The organism is Nibricoccus aquaticus (assembly GCF_002310495.1).
GTDB classification, from domain to species: Bacteria; Verrucomicrobiota; Verrucomicrobiia; order Opitutales; family Opitutaceae; genus Nibricoccus; species Nibricoccus aquaticus.
Map to the genome: position 1 here is coordinate 2,184,781 of NZ_CP023344.1, position 20,835 is coordinate 2,205,615.

A 20,835-nucleotide genomic window follows, 5' to 3' on the forward strand; every position below is an offset into this window, starting at 1 on the left:
CGAACGAAAGCGCGGCGATTTCGCGAAGACTTCATAAGGACTTCATTTGAGTCGGTGAAGATGGCGGTGCTTCGATGAAGTGCCGCCATCTTCTTTTTTTCGTTTCGCTTCTGCTGTCGTGGTCCGCCGCGACCGCGAGTTTGCCGCAGGACGTTTATGTGTGGCAGCGGCAGTGGACTGAGGCGGTTAACGCGTCGCTTGGGAAAATCAGAGACGATGTGGGACGTGTTCACGTGCTGGCTGCCGAGGTGAACTGGAAGTCGGGACGCATGGAAGTGTTTCGCGCGGAGCCGGATTATGCGGTGCTGAAAAGGCTGGGTGTTGAGGTGGGGCTGGTTGTCCGAATCGGTCCTTACGGCGGACCGTTTGCGAGAGGAGACGCGGTGACATCGCGGCTGAAGGAAATTGTGGAGGAGCGATTACGCGCGGCACGTGATGCCGGACTCGAACCGGCAGAGCTGCAGATGGACTTTGACTGCGCGGAGGCGAAGCTCGCGGACTATCGCGAGTGGTTGCTCGCGTTGCGCGAGGCGGCTGGCGCTGTGCCGCTCGTGTTCACGGCGCTTCCGGCGTGGTTGAGGCATGAGCGTGAGTTTCGCGCGCTCGCGGAAACGGCGGATGGGTTTGTGCTGCAGGTCCACTCGTTGGAAAAGCCGCGTGGCGTGAATGAGCCGGTGGTGTTGTGTGATCCGGCGCGGTCGCGGGTGTGGGCGCTGCAGGCGTCGCGAGCGGGTGTGCCGTTTCGCGTGGCGTTGCCGACTTATGGATACGAGGTGGGTTTTGCAGCGGACGGGAAATTCATCGGGCTGGCGGCGGAAGGGTCGCGGCGCTCGTGGCCGGAGGGCGCGCAGATTCGCGAAGTGCGGGCTGATGTGGAAGCGATGCGTGTGCTGGCGCGTGAGCTTGAGGAGAGTGCGCTGGCGGATTTTGCAGGCGTGATCTGGTTCCGGCTTCCGGTGGAGGGAGACCGGCTCAACTGGGATGTGCGGACGCTTGTGGCGTTGACGCGGGGTGAGCAGCCGCAGGTCTGTTTGCGCGCGGGGATTGCCTGGAGCGAAGGCGACGCGGGGCGGGCGGAAATTTATGTGGAGAACGCGGGCGACATGAATGTGGCGTTGCCGAAGCGGCTGGTCGCGAAATGGCCGGCGGGGGCGCGCGTCTTGGCGTTGGATGCGCTGGCGGGTTACTCGCTCATGGCAGGGGCGGCGGGGGGCGGGGCGACGTTCGCGATGGGTGAGGCTGCACAGCTGGCGGTGCTGGCTCCGGGACGTCGGCGGCGTGTGGGGTGGATTCGGTTTTCTCATGAAATCTCTCTTCAAATCGAAATCATCGCGGAGTCTTCCCGGGCTTAAAATCATCTCACGGCTGCTTGTGTGTGTGGTGTGGGCGGCGGCCGGGCTCACGTCGGTAACACAGGCGTGCGGCCCGGATTTCCCGAATCGTTATCTCGATGCGCCGGAAGGGCGGATACTCGCGTCGCCGGAGGCGGTTTTCGCGAACGAAGTGGAGCGGATCGCGTCGTGCGGCGCGACGAAGAAGAGCCAGAGCGGGCGTGTGATCGGGCAGGATGAGCGCGTTGATGTGGAAACCGCTTACCGGCTGGGACGCGAAGCGGCGGCTCGTACGGAGCGGTGTGAAGGAGTGTCCGATGATGCGCGGCGGGAAGCGCGTGAGGAGGCGGTGAAGTGGTTCGGGCTCACGCGGGCGTTGGTGGAGGCGGGCGCGAAGGATGAGCCGAATCTGGCGCGGGAGAGCATCGGTTGGGAGGCGTTTGCGGAGCTGCACACGGGCAATTTCATTCAGGCGATCACGCTTTATTTGCGGCATCATCGCGAGGGCGACGATACGGCGATCAACTCACTGCGTTTCGTGATGCGACGGTTGTTTCGCGATGAGACGTGGCGGAAGCAGGGGCTTGGTGAGAAACTCGCGCAGGACGTCGCATCGCGGCAGGTGTGGACGGCTTGGCTGATAGCGCAGGGAAGTGGAGGGAGTGGCTGGGACGACACGGAGCATATGGAGCGTGTCGCGGCGGCGGCGCGGATCTGGGCGGAGTTGTTGAACAAGACGGGTGTCTGCGATGTGCCGGAGGCGGACCGGTTCGCGTGGGTGGCGTATCAAGGAGGCAACTTCGTGCTGGCCCGGGAATGGGTGCGGTTCGCGCCCGCCGATTCGGGAGTGGCGGAGTGGCTGCGCGGAAAACTGGCGCTGCGGGCGGGTGATCTGGCGGGGGGAGAGCGGCATTTGCGCGCTGCGGCGGGTTCGAGCGAGTTGGCGGTGCAGCGTCCGGTGATTTTGGGGGAGCTGGGGCGGGTTTTTCTGGCGAAGAACTGTGGAGTGCGGGCGCTTGAAGCGTGGATGAGCGGCGGGCACTGGGAGGATGCGGCGTATGTGGCGGAGCGAGTGCTTTCGCTGGGGGAATTGCGCGCGTACGTGGATCGAGCGGCGCAAGAAGGCGCGCCGGAAAATGGCGAGGAGATGCGCGGAAGGTTGCGGCATTTGCTGGCGAGGCGGTTGATGCGGGCGAATCGGGACGATGATACGGTGGATTATTTTTCGGAGGAGTTGCGAGTGGTCGCACGGGAGTACGCGGCGGATGTGCGGATGGGTTTTGATTTGAAGGAGACTGATGCGGTGCGAGCGGCGGCGTTTTGGAGGGCGGCGAAAATCGCGCGCGAGCGGGGCATGGAATTGCTCGGGACGGAGCTGGAGCCGGACTGGGCGATCTGGGGCGGGAGTTTTGAAACGGGAGCGGCGGCGAAGGCGCGCGAAGAACTTGCGGCCTCGCCGGGCGGGACGTTTGCGACGACGAAGGAGGAGCTGGAGCGCGTGATGGAGCACGCGGTGCCGGAGCAGCGTTTTCATTACCGGTATCGCGCGGCGCAGCTGGCGTGGTGGGCGGCGGGGCTCATGCCGAATGACGCGGAGGAGACGGCCGCGATTTTGAGCGAGGCGGGCGGGTGGTTGAAGAACCGCGATCCGCAGGCGGCGAAGGCGTTTTATCAGGCGCTCGCGATCCGTTGCGGCCGGACGGAGTTGGGGAGACGGGCGGCGGAGCGGCGGTGGTTTGCGGATGAGACGAAGGCGGCGAATCCGTGATGCGCGAAGCGGCGGAAAGTGTGCGGTGCCGGGGTGTTTCCCGGTGTGGTGGCGTCACGGGGTCGTCACGCATTTTTCGCTCGTAGGAGCCGTGCGGAGGCCGTAATCCAGACCGCTTCGCAAATGAAGCACTTCCTCAAAGAGACCGACTTCAAGCCCCATGAAGTGGCTGAAGTTTTTGCACTGGCTAGAGACCTTAAGCAAAAGCGCGGGCGTCATACGCCGCCGGTTCTCCAGCATCAGACGTGGGCGATGATTTTTTCGAAATCGAGCACCCGCACGCGGGTCTCGTTCGAGGTCGGCATTCATGAGCTGGGCGGCAATCCGCTTTTCCTGAATAAAAACGACATCCAGCTCGGTCGCGGTGAATCCATCGAAGACACGGCGAAAGTGCTCTCACGGTTCGTGCATGGACTTGTTGTTCGCACGTACGATCACGCGGAAGTCGAACGGCTCGCGGCGGCTGGAAATATCCCGGTGATCAACGCGCTGACGGATTTTCTCCACCCGTGCCAGATCTACGCGGACGCGTTCACGCTCGCGGAACGTTGGGCGCCGAAAGACGGCGATCTGCTCGCGTCTTTGAAGGGGCGCAAGATCGCGTTCCTCGGCGATACGGCGTGCAACATGGCGAACTCGTGGGTGCTCGGCGCGAATCTTTTCGGCATGAAGATCGCACTCTCGGGTCCGAAAGGTTTCGAGCCGGATGCCGCGGCCAATGCGTTGTTCGCGAAGGAAGGTTTCGCAGGCGGTTATCAGTTCACGACCGATCCGTACGAAGCGGTGAAAGACGCGGACGTGGTTTACACCGACGTCTGGGTCAGCATGGGCAAAGAGGCCGAATCGGCCGAGCGCATCAAACAGATGACGCCGTTTGCCGTGACCGCGAAGCTCTTCGCTGCGGCGAAACCCGACGCGTACTTCATGCACTGTCTGCCGGCTTATCCGGGCAAGGAAGTGACGCAGGAGGTTTTGGATAATCCTCGCTCGATCATCTTCGATCAGGCTGAAAATCGTCTGCACGCGCAGAAGGCTATCATGGCCGTGCTCGCGCAGCAGCCGCGGGCTTAACGCTCGTCGCATCGTTTAACTCTCAACATTTCCCATCTATGAAAATCGTCCTCGCATACTCGGGCGGCCTAGACACGTCCGTCATCGTCAAGTGGCTCAAAGAGACCTATGACGCCGAGATCATCACTTTCGCGGCCGACGTCGGTCAGGAAGAAGAACTGAAGGGTCTCGACAAGAAGGCCAAGAAGACTGGCGCCTCGAAACACTACACGCTCGATCTCGTCGAAGAGTTCGCGAGCGACTTCATCTTCCCGATGATCCGAGCCAACGCGATTTACGAAGGCCAGTATTACCTCGGCACTTCGATCGCGCGTCCGCTGATCGCGAAGGCGCAGGTGGACATCGCGCACAAGGAAAAGGCCGACACCGTCGCGCACGGCGCTACAGGCAAGGGCAATGACCAGTGCCGTTTCGAGCTCACCTACATGGCGCTCGATCCTAAGCTGCAGATCATCGCTCCGTGGAAGATGGAAGAGTATCGCGCGCTGTTCCCCGGCCGCGCCGAGATGATTGCTTACTGCGCCGAACATAAGATCCCGGTCGAGGCTTCGCTCAAGAAGCCGTACTCGATGGATCGTAACCTTCTCCACATCTCGTACGAAGCGGGCATCCTCGAAGATCCGTGGTTCGACCCGACGACTGAGGCGAACAAGGGGATGTTCAAGCTCTCCGTTTCGCCGGAGGACGCGCCGGACAAACCTGAGTACGTCGAAATTGATTTCGAGGCGGGCAACGCCGTCGCGGTTAACGGCAAGAAGCTCTCGCCCGGAAAGCTTCTCAAGGCGCTCAATAAACTCGGCGGCAAGCACGGCATCGGCCGTGTGGACCTCGTGGAAAACCGTTTCGTCGGCATGAAGAGCCGCGGTGTTTATGAAACTCCTGGCGGCACGATCCTCATGCAGGCGCATCGTCAGGTGGAGTCGCTCACGCTTGATCGCGAAGTGCTCCAACTCCGCGATGGTCTCATCCCGAAGTATGCGCAGCTCGTGTATAACGGCTTCTGGTTCGCTCCTGAGCGTGAGGCGCTTCAGGCGCTCGTGGACGAGAGCCAGCGCTACGTGACGGGCACCGTTCGCTTGAAGCTCTACAAGGGCAACATCATCACCTGCGGACGTAAGTCGAAGTTCTCGATGTACGACGACAAGATCGCGTCGATGGAAGGCGTGAAGAGCTGGTACAATCAGAGCGATGCGACCGGCTTCATCCGCCTCAATGGTCTGCGTCTCCGCGCGCGTAATCTGGCGCAGGGCGGCCCGAAGATCGGAAGCTGAGACTTAGCTGAGTCGTTCAGCGAGCGATTCGATTTTTAGACAAAGCCGGACGTGTTAGCGTCCGGCTTTTTTGTGCCGTTTGGAGGCGGTTTCGTAGAGTGCGCGCGGGGTTTGCCGAAATCATTCCGACGTTTTGCCCACCAGATTGCGATCGGAGTCCAGAATAGGGCGATGCCTGCAGCGCCTGTGCAGCCCAGCGCCGCAGCGCGTGTTGTTTGAGCGGTCGATAACACGTGAGCGACGAGTGCTGCGATCTGGATAGCGAAGAACAGAAAGAGGGCCCAGACCGCGTACCAGACCCAGAGCTGTCGTTTCTGCAGGCCGACGCTGAGAGCGATGCAGACGACGGCGAAGCCGAGAAGCTGTTGGGGCATCCAGAAAGACGATGCGGGCGGCTTGTTGTGCTCAAATAAAAAGGCCGCAGCGGTTAAGCTGCGGCCGGGGTTTTCAAGAAGGACCTGAATGTCGGTTAGACATCCTTGAAAAAGCGGTCGTCGGAGCTGGCGGCTTCGTGGCCGTTGCGATTCGGGATCGAATTTTTCACCGGAGCGCTGCCGTTGGCGGCGGTTTCGACGTGGCGGGCGCGGGCAGGAGCGGGACGGGCGGCTTTGGCGGCGGCGCGAGCGGGACGAGCGGCGGGCTTGGGCGCAGAAGCGGCGGCGACTTCGACGGGAGCGGCTTCGGGTTGAGCGGGAGCGGCGCTGGCTTCGGTGGCGGTTTTGTTGCCGCTGACCATGTGCGTCAGTTCGTTGATGATACCTTTGAGCTGGGCGGCCTGGCTGCTGAGCTCGTTGGCGGCGGCGCTGGTTTCTTCCGCGGTGGCGGCGTTGGCCTGCGTGACCTGATCCATGTCGGAGACGGCGCGGGAAACTTGGTCGATGCCCTGGCTTTGTTCTTGGGAGGCGACGGCGATCTCGGCGATGAGCTCATCGACCTGACGGGCTTTGGCGGTGATTTCGTCGAGGCTCTTGCCGACTTTTTCGGAGATCTTGGCGCCTTGTTCGGACTTGGCGGTGGAGTCGGAAATTTTCTGCGCGGTTTCGCGGGCGGCTTGAACGCTGCGTTGGGCGAGGGAGCGGACTTCGTCGGCGACGACGGCGAAACCGAGGCCGGCTTCACCGGCGCGGGCGGCTTCAACAGCGGCGTTGAGGGCGAGGAGGTTGGTTTGGAAGGCGATCTCGTCGATCGTCTTGATGATTTTGGAGATCTCGGTGCTCGAGGTCTGGATGGCGGCCATGGCGGCTTTCATCTCTTTCATGTCCTCGGTGCCGGCGTCGGCGGCGACGCGGGTTTGGTTGGCGAGGGATTTGGCGGCTTGAGCGTTTTCGGCGTTCTTGCGGGTCATGCCGGCCATTTCTTCGAGGGAGGCGGAGCTCTCTTCGAGGGCGGCGGCCTGGCGGGAGGAGCCTTCGGCCATCGTTTGGGAGGCGGAGGTGACCTGGCTGGAAGCGGAGGCGGTGTGTTCGGCGCCGCCGGTGAGGCGGGTGGTGAGCAGGGAGATGGGGCGCGTGACGCTGCGGACAATCACGAAGGCGAAGACGATGCCCAGGACGATGCCGGCGATGCTGAGCGAGAGCACGAGGAACTCGTTCTTTTTCTGATCGTCGCGGCTGATCTGATCGAGGTCATCCTGCTGTTTGCGCAGGGAGGTGCGGACGTTGGTGATTTCTTTGGTGAAGAGGGGGGCGAGGCGTTCGAGGTCGTCTTTGACGACGGCGGCGCGGGCCTGGGTGGAGGCGACGACTTTTTCGAAGCCTTCGATGTAGACGGCAGCGTTTTGCTGGATCTCGGTGATGAGCTTGGCCTTGGTGGGATCGGCGAGGGAGGCGTCGAGGGCTTCAGCTTCTTTGAGTTCTTTTTCCATGCCGACGACTTGTTTCACCATGGCGGCGATGGAGGCGCGGGTTTTTTCGGCGTGGGTGTCTTCGCGGGTAAGCAGGAAGCTGTTCACGGCGGCGAGGGCTTCGAAGAAATTCTGGAGGGCGGACGAGGTTTTGAAGGAGGCGTTCTGGTCGCCGGACTGGCGGGCGGCGAGGAGGATGCCTTTGAGGGCGTCGCCGATCGCGGTGGAACGGGGGTCGAGAGTGTTGGCGACCTCTGCCTGACGTTCGTGGAGGAGGGTGACGGTCTTTTGGAAGGCGGCGTTGTACTCGACGAGGAGTTTTTTGGCGTCGGCGATGTCTTGGGCGCGGTCGGCATTATCCTTCATCGCGGTGGCGGCCTGGTCGACGGCGGCATCGAGGGCTTTGCGGTTTTTTTCGTAGTTTGCGATGCTGTCCTCGGAGCCGGTGGCGAGAAACTCGTTCACGCCCATGCGGAGGTTGAGCATCGAGGACTCGAGGTTGGCGGCGACGTTGGTCTCGGCGGTGCTGTCGGAGAAGTCGGCGAGTCCTTTGCCCGCGCGGCCGAGGGCGAAATACGCGATGGCGGCGACTATGAGGAAGAGCGCGAAGACGAGAGCGAAGCCGGAGGTGATTTTCCGGCCGATGGTGAGCGATGGGAGTTTCACGATTTTAGAAAAGAGGATGTTGGCGGCGGGTACGGAGTGAAGAGACGCGGGGGCGCGGATTAGTCTTCGACGCTGAAACGCAGCGGGAGGGTGACCTTCACTTTGACGGCGGCGCCGTCTTTCTTGGCGGGCTTGAACTTCCACTTGGCGACGGCCTCCATCGCGGGGCGTTCGAAATCGGGATGCGAGGACTTGGCGACGCTGGTGCTGGCAACGGCACCGGTTTCGTCGATGACGATGGTGACGGCGACGACGCCGGAAACGCCTTCGCGTTTGAGGCTGTCGGGATAGCGGGGCGGCGGGGTCTTAACGGGGACGGGATTTTCGTCTACTTTGGTGTAGATCGTATCGTCGGCCACAGAGGTCAGCGGGAGGCTGACCAGGGCGAGGAAGGTGAACAGGGATAGGAAGCGGAGTAGTGGGGACGTCATGATTCAGCGATGAATGGTCCTCTTTTATCGGCCGCCCGGTGTTCAACTTAAGGATCGTGTACCGGTTTTGGACTCATGCACGAAAATGGACAGTTCGAGGGGAAACTGGTGGAGGTGGGGCAGCGAGGAGAGCGGCGCGCAGCGTGTATGCAGGACGTAAAAAAACCGCGCCCGGTGAAGGCGCGGTTTGGAAGGAGTGGAGGCGTCGGGTGCCGAAGCGGAATCAGGCGGCGGGAGCCGTGGTGACGGCTTTGCGCTGACGGCGGCGGTACATGACGAAGAGACCGGCGGCACCGCCGAGGAGAGCAACGGTGGTGGCGGGCTCGGGGACGGTGGTGAGGGTGGCATTGCCGAGGGAGTCGGCGATTGATCCGCCCGCCCCAACAGTCAAAAAGTTAAGTACCACAGTCGGTCCATCGGGAGGAAGTGCCCACGCTATTTCCGAGCTACTAGAAGAAGCATCATCTGTACGATACACACCATAAGACGTGCCTGAGCCGATAGTGGAGCTACCTGTCGTCAACGTCGGAAACCAATACAGCTGAAGAAGGTCGCCGTTATTTAAGGATCCGGTGAAATTTACAGTGACCGAGCTCGTGTAACCGCCTGCTACACCAGAAGCAGATGAACTAACTGAAAATGCGCCGAGAATGAGGTCGTCACCCGATAGAAACGATCCAGCGGTTGTCGAAGCAGTAGTTAGTGGTGCACTGAAAATGCTGTCAGTTGTACTTGCTACGAGAAGCACAAGTCCTCCGTTAGCCATGGCAGTGCCGGAAGAGTCTCTTAAGACGCCGCCGCCTAAAAGAAGGGTAACCGAAGCAGATGAGGAAGAAGCCCCAGCGATAAAAATAGCAAGAAGCGCTGCGATTGAGCGAAAGGATTTTTTCATGGAAGTTCAGTAAGTAGCGGAGTTGGTCCAAATGCTGGCAGAGCCCGTAGATGAAGTTGCTTTTCTGATCTGAACACCGGTGCCGGGCCCAAACACAACAGTGGAGCCGAAATTTTGAGAAGCATCGGCTCCAAATTTACGCCAAGCGCCGTTGTAGTAGTAGTAGGTGGCAGAGGACGACTTGTTTTTGGCAGCAACGGTGTTGTCAAAAACTAATAGAATATCGGACAGATTCAGGGGACTTGAGCTTGCTGAGAAAGCACCACTAGCAGCCAATCCAGAATCATCTAAAGTAACGGGGACTGGCCTTAATAGAGCTACAGGGTTGTCTTGTTTACCTCCTGTGTAAGTTTGGAGCGGAGTAACAAATTTTTTCGTCAGAACGCTCCCTGTTTGGGTGAGAGTACCGGCAGAAGCATTATTACGGACGATGAAATACGTATCGGGAATCAACGTGTCGTCGTTTCTGCTCACGGTGAGATCTTGGCCAAACAAACGCCATGCACCATTATAGAAAAAGTAGCTGCTGGTGGTTGAAAGATTGATTCCACTGGCCTGCAAGTTTGGTATTAAAACATACGTCTGTACTGCGAAGGGGGAGGCTGACGTCGTAAACGACACACCTGCGTCGGCTGCCGGGAACAGCGTACCGAGGGTCCAGTAGGGGATGATGCTGATGGAGTCGTTGGCGGCGAGGCCGGTGAGGGTGTCGCCGGCGAGGTCGATGGTGAGGGTGTTGCCGGCGTTGGCGGTGACTGTGTAGTAGTTACCTTCTTTGGTGCCGGAGCGGATGAAGGCGTAGTAGGTGTTGGCCTGTGTTCCAGAGGCGTAGACGAACTGGCTGGCGGTCCAGCCGGGGGTACCTGCAACGGTGATTACGTTGCCCGAAAAGGAGCTGACTTGGCCGACGAAGGCGGCGGGGCGGTGGAAGGGGACCGAGACGTAGGTGTCGGAATTGGCGAGGAGAGAGATGGTGTTGTAACCAACGGGGTCGGTCGTGGCCGTGGCGGCGACGCTCGCGGTCGCTCCGCACAGGGTGAGTGTCAGGCCGAGGACGAGGGTGTTTGAGAGGAGACGGGTGGTACTCACGTTGATAATGGGTCTGGCGATAGTGGGGTGGTTGAAAATGGAGGGAGCAATTTCCAAGTAGTCGCAAATTTGTGAAAATCTAAAAGGCGGAGGGAGGCAACCTAGCTGTTAAGCGGCGGTTTGGATTCCTGTTATCGGATCAGGTTCGAGGAAATCACAGCGGGCGGGGCAATTTACCGTTTAGTGTCATCGAGCCGGATCAACGGGGATGCGGGTGGCATCGTTGACTGGATGCGCGGGTTCCTACGCAGCGCGTGAGGATGCCGGAGCTGGCTGAGAGAGGGCTGAGCGCCGGACCGTCCTTGCGCTTTACGCTTGGTTTCTGGACCGTGGATGCGTTCGTTCGAACGCTGTCTTTTTAATCATGAAAAACCTCCGCGCCTCCTTCCTGATTTCCTCCCTGTTGTTTGCCGCCAGCGCGTTGTGCGCCGCTGATAAAGTGACGGTGACCGTCACGCATGCGCTCGATGCGGCGCGGCCGTCCGAGACCATCACGATCCCGTGGAGCGAGGTGAACAAGGCGTTACCGAATGCGTATCTGCAAAAAATCGCGGTCAAGGATGCGGCGGGCAACGTGCTCCCTTATCAGGTCACCAATGTCGCCCCGCAGGCGAAGGATCCGAAGAATGTGGGCGCGGCTTACGGTGAGTTGATTTTCCAGCACAGTTTCGCGGCGGGAGAGAAGTCGGCGACGTTCACGATCGAGAAGACGGACGTGGTTTCGCCGGTGTTTCCGCAGAAGGCTTTCGCGCGCTACATCCCGGAGCGGCTGGATGATTTTGGTTGGGAGAATGACAAGGTCGCTCACCGCACTTATGGCCAGGCGCTGGGCGAGCCGGCTCCGGCGGGTGTGGTGAAGGAAGTGCTCGTGACGAGCGGTCTCGATATCTGGTCGAAGCGGGTGGATTACCCGATTGTCGATCGTTGGTACAACAAGGGGCACGATCACTATCACAAGGACCAGGGCGAGGGTATGGACATGTATAATGTCGGCAAATCGCGCGGCTGCGGCGGCACCGGTGTGTGGGATGGGACGACGCTTTTTGTCGGTCGCAATTACAAGACGTGGAAGATCATAGCGAACGGGCCGATCCGGGCGATCTTCGAGCTCGGCTATGATTCGTGGGACGCGAATGGCGTGAAGGTTTCCGAGGTGAAGCGCTTCACGGTCGATGCCGGGCACAATCTCGACCGGATCGACAGCACGTTCACGTTTGAGGGCGCGCCCACGATCACCGTCGCGACGGGGTTGAATAAAAATAACGCCGACAAAGGCCAGGAGCCGCAGGTGGAAGTCATCAAAAATGAAGCCGCTGGTGTGCTGGCTCAGTGGACGGTCCAGAAAACCAACGGCGCGCTCGGCACGGCGGTGCTGATCCCGGGCGGCAAGTTTGAAGGCTACGCGGAAGACACGCTCAACGTGCTCGCGCTCGCCAAGGCGGAGTCGGGCAAGCCGGTGACTTATTACGCGGGCTCGGGCTGGACGAAGGCGGGCGATTTTCCCACGAAGGAAAGCTGGGAAAAGTATCTCGCCGATTTCGCTACGCGCCTGAAGTCGCCCATCACCGTCAAGGTCGGCGAATAATCAAATGACACCGCTGTCCTCCCGTGCGTCGCACATGAAGACGCGCGGGTAACGCATTTTTTGGGGCGGTGTTTCTCACGCGCCGTCCGCTTCTCGAATAACGACCACCGTCCTGCATCACTCACCTATGAAACTCCATTACTTCCCAACGCCTGCCCAGGCCAACGTCATGAGCACTGAGGAACTGCGCGCGCATTTCCACATCGGCGGCCTCTTCCAGCCAGGCAAGGTCCTCGCTCACTATACCGACCTCGATCGCATGATCGTCGGCGCCGCGCTGCCCACGACGGCGCCGCTCGGTCTGCCGCATGACAAGGAGCTCGGGACGAGTTTCTTCCTGGAGCGCCGCGAAATCGGCATCCTCAACGTCGGTGCGCCGGGCTCGGTCAAAGTCGGCGGCACGAAGTACGAACTCGGCACGCTCGACTGCGTGTATGTAGGGCTCGGCGAGAAGGACGTGACGTTTGAAAACGGCGCGAGCGGCCAGGCTGCGTTTTACTTCATCAGCACACCGGCTCACGCGAAATATCCGACGACGGTTGTGCGCAAGGCGGATGTATCCAGCGATCCGATCGGCGATGTCACGAAGGCGAATCGCCGCCGCATCCTGAAGTATATTCACATCGACGGCGTGAAGAGCTGCCAGCTCGTGATGGGTTGCACGGAGTTCGAGCCGGGCAGCGTTTGGAATACGATGCCTCCACACGTTCACAGCCGCCGCACGGAGATCTACCTGTACTTCGATGTCGCCGATCAGATGGTTGTCCACCTCATGGGCGAGCCGCAGAAAACGCGGCACATCATCATGCGCGATCGCGAGGTCGTCCTTTCGCCGGCGTGGTCGATCCACTCGGGTGTAGGCACCGGTTCTTATCGTTTCGTGTGGGCGATGGGCGGCGACAATCAGGTCTTCTCTGACATGGATGCGTGTCCGATCGCGGAGCTGAAGTGAGCGAACCCATCGACGTCAAAACGCTATCTTTCTGGAATCAGTCATGAGTAACTATCTCCAACAGAAATTCGGTCTCGCCGGTAAAGTCGCCCTTGTGACGGGTTCGTCGCAAGGCCTCGGCCGTTCGATGGCACTCGCGCTCGCGCAGGCTGGTGCCGATGTGATCATCAATGGACGTGATGCGTCGAAGCTCGGTGCGGTTGTCGCAGAAGTGGAAAAACTCGGACGCCGCGCGGTCGGCATCGCTGCTGATCTCGGCAAGCGCGAAGACGTGCAGCGGCTCATCGACCAGGCGATCGCCTGGCAGGGACATCTCGATATTCTCGTGAACAACGCAGGGCTGATCAAACGCACGCCGGCGGTTGATCACAGCGATGCGGACTGGGATCTGGTGCTCGGCGTGAATCTCGATGGCGTGTTCACGGCGTGCCGCGCGGCGGGCAAGCACATGCTCGCGCGGGGTTCGGGCAAGATCATCAACATCGCGTCGCTGCTGACGTTCTTCGGCGGTATCACGGTTCCTGGATACGCGGCCAGCAAGGGCGCGGTAGGCCAGCTCACGAAGGCGCTCTCGAACGAGTGGTCGTCGAAGGGCGTGAACGTGAACGCGATCTCCCCCGGTTATATGCGTACGGATAACACCGCCGCGCTTCAGGCCGACGCGGTGCGCTCGAAAGAAATCCTCAGCCGCATCCCGGCGAATCGCTGGGGCGAGCCGGGTGACATGGATGGCGCGATCGTTTTCCTGGCGTCGGCCGCGAGCGATTATCTGTCGGGCATCGTGATGCCCGTGGATGGTGGCTGGTGCGGGCGGTGAGGCGCTCGGATTACACGCAGGCATCTGCGAACGACGTCTTCGTCTTTTACGCCGCCGCTCCGTTTTGGAGCGGCGATTTTTTTATTGGAGCTGCGCGAGCCACTGAGGCGGGAGCAGGGTGCGGGCGAGGCGGTCCAGTCCGGCGGGAGGCGTGAGGCTGAGGCGGGTGCTTTGTTGGAGGAGATAAACGAGGGAGGCGGGAGGGAGTTTGCGGAAGGCGGATTCGTTTTCGGAGGCCTGGGTCCAGCAGCGGGAGAATTCGCGGCGGGCATTGGTGTCGTCGCCGACGACGGCGAGGAGTAGCGCGAGCTGCACGCGGTCTTCGAGGGCGAGCGCGGGGAATCGAGGGGAGAGTAAAAGCAGTTCGCGCATCGCGGCGAGGAAGGCCGCGTTGTCTTCGCGCAGGAGCTGGATGCGGGCGCGGGCGATCTGGGCGGGCGGGAATTGCGGGTATTGTTCGAGAGCGGGAAGGAAGCGGACGGCCTGGGTGAGGTTTTCGGTGTCGATGAGGAACTGGACGAGGCGGGCGAGGGATTCTTCGCGCGACTGGGGTTGGACGACTTCGTAGACGAAGACGGCGGTGTCATCGAGGCCGGGGTTGGAAGGGAGAACACAGGGGACGGGGCGAAGCCAGGGCGGCGGGGTCTTTGTATCCAGAAGATTGAGCACGAAGGCATCCGTGGGTGCCGGGTCGTCTTTCTTCAGGCCGCGGATGAGTTTAACGTAGGGCTCGACGAAGTCGCTCCAGGAGACGAGCACGAGGTGAGTGATGCCGGTGGCCTGGGCGATGCGATGGGCCTCGGCTTCGTTGCGAGCGCTGAAGAACGAGGCGGAGGCTTCGAGTCCATCGAGATTTTCCCAGTAAAAAGTGCCGAGGGTTTTCACGCCGCCGTGGAAGGCGAGCGGGGTGGAGAGTCCGGGGCTGGTGGCGACGACGGCGCGGTCGGGGCCGGTGCGGCGGTTGAGCCAGTGGGCGACCTCGCGGTTGGCGAGCTGGATGATGTCGTTTTTTGAAGCGCCGTGCGGCTGGGTGTTGAGGGCGATGAAACGCCAGAGAAGCGGGGTGAGTGCGAGGCAGGCGGCGAATGCGAGGGCGAGTCGCGGGGAGAGGCGTGAGGAGGTTTGTGCGGGAAGCGAGCGGTGGAGTGTGGCGAGGAAGAGCAGGAGGAAGGCCTGGGCAAAGCCGTTCCAGCGGGCTTGGTTGAAGCCGAGGAAGGCGAAGATAAGCGCGGGCGCGGCGGCGAGGAGGAGCGTGGTGCGGGCGGTGGGAGGTGTTTTTTTCCAGAGGGGAATCGCGGCGAGGAGGAGCAGCCAGGGGAGCCAGTAGCTGACGGCGGTGGGCGCGAAGCCGGACTGGGCGAGGACGGTGGGGAGGTTTTGAAATTCAGAAATGTATTCGTGGTGTAGCGACCAGAGGAACGGGCTGCTCAGGCGGAAGACGGTGGTGCCGCTGAGGACGATCACGGCTGGCAGCGTGATGACAGCGAGGAGCGAGAGTGCGCCGGTGGGCGAGGCGAGAGAGCGGAAGAAGGTGGCTGGGCGGCGGTCGAGCCAGGCGAGCCGGAGGAGTTCGCCGCCGCCGAGCCAGGCGAGGGCGTAGAGCGGGTGATTCACTTCGAGGCGCCAGCTGAGGTGCGAGGGGAAGTATTCGATGAGCCAGGTGGCGAGGCTGGCTGCGGCTCCAATGCGGCCCCAGAGGCGCCAGAGAGCGGGCGACGGTGCGAGTGAAGGTGACGTGTGTGCGGGATTTTTTAACCAAGCTGCCGCGAGCGAACCGAGCCCGAGCGCGAGCAGAACGGGGACTTGGCTGGCGGAGCTGATCCAGAGGCCGAAAGCTCCGGCGAGGGCGGAGAGGATCGTGGCGTTTCGGGCGGAGGAGGCGTTCGAAGTTGTGACGGCAATAAGGAGGCCGAGGACGGAGAGAAGGGCACTGGCGGCGACGAGGCCGTGGTGGTCGGGGTTTCCGGCGCCGAAGTAGTCGGCGAAGGGAAGGGCGGCGAGAGAGCCGAGGGTGAGCCAGGTGGAGAACGTGCCGCCTAGGTGTCGGGCAGTGTAGGGCGCAAGAGCGATGAGAAAGACCGCGAGGAGCAGCGGGTTGGCGTAGAGTCCGGCGCGTTCGACGCACTGGCCGATGGGGGCGTCGGTGATCGCGTGGTCGATACAGGCGAAGAGGCCGAGCCACCAGCGGAAAGGCGAAGCCCAGTGGACTTCGCGACCGTCGGGGGCGTTATCGTAATCCACGTGCCGGATACGCGCGTCGCCGGTGGCGAACATCTGCTGCGTCTGCATCAGCCAGTGGTAGCCGTCGATGCCATAGCGCGGGAGGATGAGATGGCGCTGCCCGTTTTCGTAGCCTGTCGGTGAGGCGGCGTCAGTGGTGGGCGAGGCGACGAGGGCGTCGGGGACGGAGGAGATTTCTTCGAAGGAGCCGATGCGCTGCGCCGAATCGATGGCGATGAAGGCGAGCGCAAGGAGGAGCGCAGCGAGCCAGGCGTAGCGTGTGGGGGACGTCATGCAACAGGGCGAGGCAAGCGGCGGGTGTTGGCGCGGGCAAGCGCGGTGCGCCGTCTGTGGAAGAGTTCGGGATCAGCGGACGAAGAGGAGCCAGGGGGCGCTGGTGGGTTTTCGCATCTGAGGGTTGGCGTCGAGAGTGGCGAGCTGGGTCTGGCCGGTGGCGGGGTTGAACCAGAGAGCGAGGCGGGCACGGGGGAAGAGCGGGCGGTTGAGGGCGATGGTTTCGCCGGAGGGGGAGTAGAGGATGACGGTGTGGGCGGTTTCGTCGGTGAGCGCCGAGGCGTTGGGGGAGATGTTGTCGCTTGGGCGGAGCGAGGGGAGGGCGTCGGTGAAGTTTTCTCGGAGGAAGGAGAAGAGGGCGCGGTCGTCGCGGTCGATTTTGAGGGGCTGGGCGGCAGAGAAGTCGTTTAGGAGCGGATACGCGCCGGCCATGAGAATCGGGATCGGGCCTTGTCCAGCGTGGTGGGTGAGCACGAGTTTTTCGGGGAAGCGGTCGCGGTACTCGCGGATCTGTTTGTAGACGAGTTCGGGCGTGCCGTGAGGGATGAGGTCTTTGCCGAAGGCGGCGGTGCGGTCTTCGCGAAAGGCTTTTTCGCCGTCGGTGTGCGGAGCGAAGAGGGTGCCGTCGGGGAGGTATTGCCAGTAGCGCTGATCGATGGCGTCGATGTGCGCGGCGCGTGGAGCGTCGGCGAGGATGGCGTCGGTGATGGACTTGCTGGTATTGAGCGCGAGGCGGGCTTTTTTGCCGCGGGCTTTTTCCCAGTCGGCGACGGTGTCGATGAAGAATTGCTGGAAGGTGAGTGGGCCGGCGAATTGGAAGGCGGCGGTGTGGATGACGTTGGGTTCGTCGGCGAGGACATCGAGGCCTTGGAAGATGTAGGCGCGGTGGAGTTCGCGGCGGACGGGATTCGAGACGTCGTAGAAGTCGGCGACGATGCCGATGCGCGAGCCGTTGTTTTTGAAGGGCGGCGGTTCGGCGAAGCCGGTTTCTTGAAGGCAGTTGGCGGGGCGCCAGGGGAAGTCGGCCCAGTGGGCGGCGGCTTCTACGAGGTTATGGTGGTTGTAGAAGTGGTGGTAGACGATGATGCCGCGGGTGGAGCATTCGCGAGTGAAGTCGCGGAGGCGGTTCCAGTACCAGGGGTTGAATTTGGTGAGGTCGAATTTGCTGAGACCATCGGCGGCGGTGCCGGTGCCGCTGCGGGCCCAGGGCATTTCGTAGAAGGGGGCCCAGACTTCGGAGTCGGGGCGGGTGTCGGTTTTGTGGTCGTCGCGGCGTCGATCGTACCAGAGGCCTGGCCAGACCTGGGCGATGCGTTGATCGGCGGCGGCGAGGCGGGTGGCGAGTTCGGCGAGGTCTTCTGTGAGGCCGGGGCCAATACGGCCGGGGGCCCAGCGGGCGAAGTGCCAGCCGAGGGTTTTGGCGCGGGCGGGGATGGTCTGGCCTTTCCACCAGGCGTTGCTGGAGGAGGTGGCGAACACCGCGACGTTGTCGCGGGTGAAATGACCATTGATCAATGACCAATGACCAGTGGACGGAGGTGTAAGAGCGGATGATGCGAGGCGGGAGGAGGCGGTAGTTTGTAGTTGGTAGTTGGTGATTGGGGCGGAGTCGGAGGGGAGGGGGATTCTCTCTCTGAGTTTTGCGGTGGGTTTGTTGTTTGCCTCGAGTTGCTCGAGGAAGAGCGAGAACGGTTTTTGGTATGCTTCAAATAGCGACGGAGACTCTCCTAGGGTGCAGTTCCAATACGTCGTGTTGGCGAGGACGATGCCCGCGCCTTGGTATCGTTGGCCTATATTTTCAGGGGTTAAGCTCGCTCCTGTAATCGCGAGGCCGTCGAAGAGGGCGCCGCTGGCTAAGCTTTCGATGCTACCGCTGTCGGCGAGGGCGTTGGTCGCGGTGCAGTCGAGGAAGACGTTGGGGCCGGCGGAACAGAGGCCGACGAGGAAGGCTTCGCGGGCGTTGTCGGCGGTGCAGCGTTGGACGAGGGTTTGTTGTCCGCCGATGTAGAAGGCGAAGCGGCGCCAGCCGGCGTTTTCGGAGATGGGGGCTTCGCTGCGGCAATCCTGGACGGTGATGGCGCGAGTGCCGCTGCCCAACCAGACGGCGGCGCTGACGAAGTGGCGGGCGGTGACGTCGCGTATCCAGGCGTTTTCGACGTGGTCGAGAGAGATGGCGATCCAGGCGTGTTCTTCGTCGGAGGGTTGTGCGGTGTCGTACTCGCTGACGCAGGTGAGGCCTTCGATGCCGATGTGGGTGAGACGGCCGGGCCAGGTAACGGTGTGGACGGTGCCGCCGCCGAAGCGTTGTTCGAGGGTGGTGGTGATCGGGGCGTCGAGGGTGATCTGGTTAGTGGCGGGATTGAGGGCGGTGATGGTGCGTTCCCATTCCAGGTCGCGGGTGTCGGGGTGCCAGTGGAGGCGTTGATCGGCGAAGGAGCCGGGAAATTTATCCATGCCGATGTCGGCGATCCATTCCTTCGTGCTGGGGCGGCGGATGAGGATGCGTTGGCCGATGGTGAGGTCGTCGAGAGAGGAGAGCGTGAGTTGAGAGGAGCCGGCGGGGGCGGTTTGGTCTGTGATGGCGAGGGCGGGGCCGAGCTGGCGGTCGTCGCGGCCGCGGATGTCGATGAGCGTTCGGCGGTCCTGGCCGGCGGCGATGAGCGTGGCGTCGTGGCCGCGGAGAACGGTGCCCGAGGCGCGGATACGGAGCTGGCCGGAGATTTTGTAGGTGCCGGGGCGGAGGACGAGGGCACCGCGGAAGCCGTCGGATTGGACGGGGAGTTGAGCTATGGCGTCGAGGGCGGATTGGAGGAGTTGGGTGGCGTCGTGGAGGGCGCCGTCGGCGGCGAGTGCGGGAGGGGAGACTTCGAGGCGACCAGGAACGGCTGGGATCGGAGTGGAGTTGTTCGCGTAGCCGGCGGAGGAGAAGTCAATGGGCGTGATTTCTGCGGCGGGTAATTCGGCGGAGAGGGCGAGAAAGCCGAACAAGACGAGAAAGCGGTGGAGCGGGGACATGACGGAAGGTTTTAGAAAAGAAGAAGGCCCGACAAGAGTCGGGCCTTCGGGCGGAGAGAGGAGTTTTTGCAGGGTCGCGGCGACTGGGCGCATGAGGGCGAACCGGCGACTTGGATAAGTCGCCCTCCGTCTTAGTGTTCGCGGTAGCTGGTTTCGCCGCCGGCGAGGGGGACGTAGTGGTAGGTGCGGAGTTTGATATCGATGCGGTACTTGGGGTTGTTGATGAGTTTGATCATCTCAGCGCCAGCGAGAAGGACGGGGCCGTAGCCGTGGAGGGCGGTGGTGTTGGCGGGGCGGTGGTAGTAGTAAACCTGGTCGTTGGCGAAGGTGGTGCCGACGCAGGTGCCGTCCACGGCGCCGTCTTTGGTGACGCGGGTGGTGACGCCAATCCAGCCGGCCTGGGCGATGGAGCCGTAGGTGGTGCCGCTGATCCAGCCGTGGTTGATGGCGTGGGCGAGGCCGTAGACGAACATGGCGGAGGCGGAGGTCTCGAGGTAGGAGTCGGGGCGGTCCACCATCTGGTGCCAGAGGCCGGTGAGGCCGTTTTGATATTCGGCGAGGCCGGTGAGGAGGGCGACGAGGCGGGTCTTCACGGGCTCGTATCCAGGATGGTCCTTCGGGAGGACGTCGAGGAGGTCGCAGAGGGCGACGACGACCCAGCCGTTGGCGCGGGCCCAGTGGAAGTGGGGGGCGTCGGGGTTGTGGAGGTTGAGGCCGTGGGTGAGCATGCGCTTATCTTTGTTCCAGAGGTAATCGACCATCTGGACGGCGTTTTTGACGGCGTCGTCGAACCACTTTTTATCGCCGGTGAGGCGGCCCATTTCGGCGAGGGCGGGGATGCTCATGTAGGCGTCGTCGGCCCAGAGGGAATTGGCCTGGGGGCGCTGGCGGGCGAGTGTGCCGTCGGGGAAGCGGTATTGTTTGTTCGCGATGTAGTCGGACCAGAGATCGATGGTGGGCTGGAGATTGGGGCCGACTTTGGCGATCTGGGCGCGGATGAGAGCGGCGCACATGGAGCCGGAGTCGTCGAGGGCGCGGGGATCGAGGGGGCCGCGGAAGGAGTTGGCGCGCTCGAGTTTGAATTTCTCTTCGACCGCGCGGAAGTAAGGAAGGCGGTCGTGGATGAACTGGAGGCGGGAGGCGGTGAAGTTATTGAAGCGTTTGTCGCCGGTGACCTCAGAGGCGTACAACATGCCTGAATACACGACGCCCATTTCATAGGCGAGGAGGCTGAAGCGGGAGGAGGTGTCGGCGCGGGCGGTGGCGACGGGCGTGGTGAAGTCGGTGATCTCCTTTTTGGTCTTGGAATCGATGACGCGAGTGAAGGTGTTCTTCTCCATGTAACCGTGGACGCGTGTGAGGATCTCGGTGATCTCGGCGGTGGTGGGGAGCTGGTAGGGGATGCCGTAGGAGCCTTCGCCGTCGTCGTCGGGGTTGGGGTTGTCGCGGTTTTTGAAGGGGCCGGTGGCTTCGGGGCCGGCGTGGGCGGCGGTGCCGGTGAAGGCGAGCAGGGCGGTCAGGGTGAGGGTGAGGAGGTGTTTGATCTTCATTGCGAAAAGTGGGGATGAGAGAGGCTCGGGCGTAGTTGGC

15 protein-coding genes are annotated in these 20,835 nt (G+C 62.1%); 7 read left to right on the forward strand and 8 right to left on the reverse strand.

All coding sequences use genetic code 11. The features are described from left to right. The first annotated feature begins 74 nt into the window (after nucleotides 1–74). From CMV30_RS08855 to CMV30_RS08870, 4 genes are all read left to right on the forward strand, one after another. Nucleotides 75–1,352, forward strand: coding sequence for a DUF3142 domain-containing protein (locus CMV30_RS08855; protein ID WP_096055682.1), 1,278 nt, complete (start codon nucleotides 75–77; stop codon nucleotides 1,350–1,352). After that, a complete protein-coding gene (locus tag CMV30_RS08860) occupies nucleotides 1,303–3,099 on the forward strand; it encodes a hypothetical protein (protein ID WP_138223205.1) in 1,797 nt (598 codons plus the stop codon). Before CMV30_RS08855 ends, CMV30_RS08860 begins: the two co-directional genes overlap by 50 nt. A 123-nt stretch (nucleotides 3,100–3,222) precedes the next feature. After that, nucleotides 3,223–4,170, forward strand: a complete 948-nt coding sequence (argF, locus tag CMV30_RS08865; protein WP_096055684.1) for an ornithine carbamoyltransferase — start codon at nucleotides 3,223–3,225, stop codon at nucleotides 4,168–4,170. A 38-nt stretch (nucleotides 4,171–4,208) separates the two neighbouring features. Beyond that, nucleotides 4,209–5,441 (forward strand): argininosuccinate synthase, encoded by a 1,233-nt coding sequence (locus CMV30_RS08870; RefSeq protein ID WP_096055685.1) that lies wholly within the window; start codon nucleotides 4,209–4,211, stop codon nucleotides 5,439–5,441. 35 nt (nucleotides 5,442–5,476) lie between these two features. Here the strand turns inward: CMV30_RS08870 and CMV30_RS08875 are convergent, their stop codons facing one another. From CMV30_RS08875 to CMV30_RS08895, 5 genes are all read right to left on the reverse strand, one after another. After that, nucleotides 5,477–5,815, reverse strand: coding sequence for a hypothetical protein (locus tag CMV30_RS08875; protein ID WP_096055686.1), 339 nt, complete (start codon nucleotides 5,813–5,815; stop codon nucleotides 5,477–5,479). A 95-nt stretch (nucleotides 5,816–5,910) separates the two neighbouring features. Continuing rightward, nucleotides 5,911–7,950, reverse strand: coding sequence for a methyl-accepting chemotaxis protein (locus CMV30_RS08880; protein ID WP_096055687.1), 2,040 nt, complete (start codon nucleotides 7,948–7,950; stop codon nucleotides 5,911–5,913). A 59-nt stretch (nucleotides 7,951–8,009) separates the two neighbouring features. Next, complete coding sequence (locus CMV30_RS08885) at nucleotides 8,010–8,381, reverse strand: energy transducer TonB (RefSeq protein WP_096055688.1); 372 nt, start codon at nucleotides 8,379–8,381, stop codon at nucleotides 8,010–8,012. 223 nt (nucleotides 8,382–8,604) lie between these two features. Further along, a complete protein-coding gene (locus CMV30_RS19815) occupies nucleotides 8,605–8,772 on the reverse strand; it encodes a PEP-CTERM sorting domain-containing protein (RefSeq protein ID WP_175414795.1) in 168 nt (55 codons plus the stop codon). Between the two features lie 507 nt (nucleotides 8,773–9,279). Then, nucleotides 9,280–10,419 carry a TIGR02597 family protein gene (locus CMV30_RS08895; protein WP_175414796.1) on the reverse strand — a complete coding sequence of 380 codons (1,140 nt, stop codon included), beginning with the start codon at nucleotides 10,417–10,419 and terminating at the stop codon, nucleotides 9,280–9,282. 307 nt (nucleotides 10,420–10,726) lie between these two features. Here CMV30_RS08895 and CMV30_RS08900 point away from each other — a divergent pair, with 307 nt between their 5' ends. From CMV30_RS08900 to CMV30_RS08910, 3 genes are all read left to right on the forward strand, one after another. After that, nucleotides 10,727–11,947 (forward strand): DUF4861 domain-containing protein, encoded by a 1,221-nt coding sequence (locus CMV30_RS08900; protein ID WP_096055691.1) that lies wholly within the window; start codon nucleotides 10,727–10,729, stop codon nucleotides 11,945–11,947. 127 nt (nucleotides 11,948–12,074) lie between these two features. Beyond that, nucleotides 12,075–12,899 carry a 5-dehydro-4-deoxy-D-glucuronate isomerase gene (gene kduI / locus CMV30_RS08905; protein WP_096055692.1) on the forward strand — a complete coding sequence of 275 codons (825 nt, stop codon included), beginning with the start codon at nucleotides 12,075–12,077 and terminating at the stop codon, nucleotides 12,897–12,899. A 43-nt stretch (nucleotides 12,900–12,942) separates the two neighbouring features. Next, nucleotides 12,943–13,716, forward strand: a complete 774-nt coding sequence (locus CMV30_RS08910) for a glucose 1-dehydrogenase (protein WP_096055693.1) — start codon at nucleotides 12,943–12,945, stop codon at nucleotides 13,714–13,716. Between the two features lie 81 nt (nucleotides 13,717–13,797). On the opposite strand, the gene CMV30_RS08915 is transcribed toward CMV30_RS08910, so the two are convergent. The 3 genes from CMV30_RS08915 to CMV30_RS08925 all read right to left on the reverse strand — a co-directional run bounded on the left by CMV30_RS08915 (nucleotide 13,798) and on the right by CMV30_RS08925 (nucleotide 20,795). After that, a complete protein-coding gene (locus tag CMV30_RS08915) occupies nucleotides 13,798–16,230 on the reverse strand; it encodes a hypothetical protein (protein WP_096055694.1) in 2,433 nt (810 codons plus the stop codon). A 72-nt stretch (nucleotides 16,231–16,302) separates the two neighbouring features. After that, nucleotides 16,303–19,245, reverse strand: coding sequence for a DUF6298 domain-containing protein (locus tag CMV30_RS08920; protein WP_096055695.1), 2,943 nt, complete (start codon nucleotides 19,243–19,245; stop codon nucleotides 16,303–16,305). Nucleotides 19,246–19,376: 131 nt separating this feature from the next. Next, complete coding sequence (locus CMV30_RS08925) at nucleotides 19,377–20,795, reverse strand: glycoside hydrolase family 88/105 protein (protein WP_096055696.1); 1,419 nt, start codon at nucleotides 20,793–20,795, stop codon at nucleotides 19,377–19,379. Between the last annotated feature and the right edge of the window lie 40 nt (nucleotides 20,796–20,835).